We start from the raw sequence: 1,498 nt of genomic DNA, 5'->3' as shown, positions 1-1,498 counted from the left end.
TTCAACAGATAACAGCAGTAAGAGCAGCCTTGGATAGTACAATGGAGATAATAATTGAGGACCTTGTGGATCATGTTAACCTAAATACAAATACCAAAGGCAAGAAAGCAGCCAGTGATCTAAAGAATACAGTATCTAAGATTCTTTGATGTGATGTCCTTAATTATTTAGTTTTGAATAGATTGCTTTGAAATCTATATTGAAAAGGCGTATATACATCATATCCTCCCCCCATGGATAGGTTGTCATGACCCAAGTTTTCAATGAAACACTCGGTGAGGCTCAACTTGAATGCAAAGACTTGGGTTATGCATATTCTGGTACAAATTTCATCTTCAAAGACATAAGCATCAAGACATATGCTGATGAGCTTGTTGCAATCGTAGGTCCTTCAGGTACAGGAAAATCAACTTTTCTTAGAGTACTGGCAAATCTGATTTCCCCTACAATAGGTCATGTGTTTCTAAACAATGTTGAGATGAAATCTCCGTCATCACAAATCTCACTTGTCCACCAGTCTATTGCCACTTTTCCATGGATGACTGCACTTGATAATGTGAAAATAGTTTTACGAAACAAAGTCAAAGGCGACGAAGCAACCGAGATAGCAAAAAAAATGATCGCGTTGGTAGGACTGCATGGTCATGAAGATGCATATCCAAAAGAAATGAGTGGTGGAATGAGACAAAGAATCGCTATTGCACGAGCACTTGCAGCTTCTCCTACAATAATGTTGATGGATGAACCATTCGTACACCTTGATGAGCTTACGGCAAATTCTCTTCGAAGTGAGATTTATTCCATTGTATTCAATCCTGAAAATACTCTAAAATCCGTAATTCTTGTATCGCATAATTTACATGAAGTTGTCCAGCTTGCAGACAGGGTTTACGTGATGGGTGGCACGCCTGCACGAATTGTAAATGAAATAAAAATTGATCTGCCAAGACCAAGGTCTGAGGAAGATCCGCTATTTTATGAGTATGTCAAGACACTATACAAGGAACTAATGCCAAAAGAATCGGTGGGATAGATTGTGGAACTAGTCACCATAGCTCTTGCAACTCTTGCAAGTTTGAGCAGAGTTTTAGCGTTAATTCTTGTTTCCATAGTAAGCGGTTGGTTTCTTTCCTATATCGCAGTAAAGAACAGAAAATTTGAAAACATCTATGTTTCATTTGTAAACATATTTGAGTCAATTCCAGTCATTGGTTTTCTTCCCATAGTACTGATAGTTTTCATTTCAGGACTTGGAGGAACACTGGGGGTGGAAATAGCTGCAGACTTTCTTGTCTTTGATGCCATAGTGTGGAACATCTGGATTGGTCAATATCAGGCATTCAAGACCATTCCACAACATCTCATCGAAGTTTCTGAAAATTATAATTTTGGATGGTGGGGCAAGATGAAAAGCTTGTACATACCGTTCTCATATCCTCGAGTCTCATCTGATATATTTCCAAGTTTTGCTGATGCACTCTTCTATATCATGGTAAGC

At 38.5% G+C, this 1,498-nt stretch carries 1 protein-coding gene and 1 pseudogene; both read left to right on the top strand.

Annotated elements, in window-relative coordinates:
- The first annotated feature begins 331 nt into the window (after positions 1-331).
- On the top strand, positions 332-1,033 hold the full coding sequence (locus tag DYY66_RS10050) for an ABC transporter ATP-binding protein (protein WP_309224004.1): 702 nt from the start codon (positions 332-334) through the stop codon (positions 1,031-1,033).
- Positions 1,034-1,498 (top strand): annotated as a pseudogene (locus DYY66_RS10045) (sugar ABC transporter permease); the annotation flags it as partial. It abuts the gene before it with no gap.

Origin of the sequence: Candidatus Nitrosotalea sp. FS (assembly GCF_011319475.1) — an archaeon.
In the GTDB taxonomy this organism is placed as follows: domain Archaea; phylum Thermoproteota; class Nitrososphaeria; order Nitrososphaerales; family Nitrosopumilaceae; genus Nitrosotalea.
This window is presented reverse-complemented; position numbering and strand designations above follow the sequence as displayed.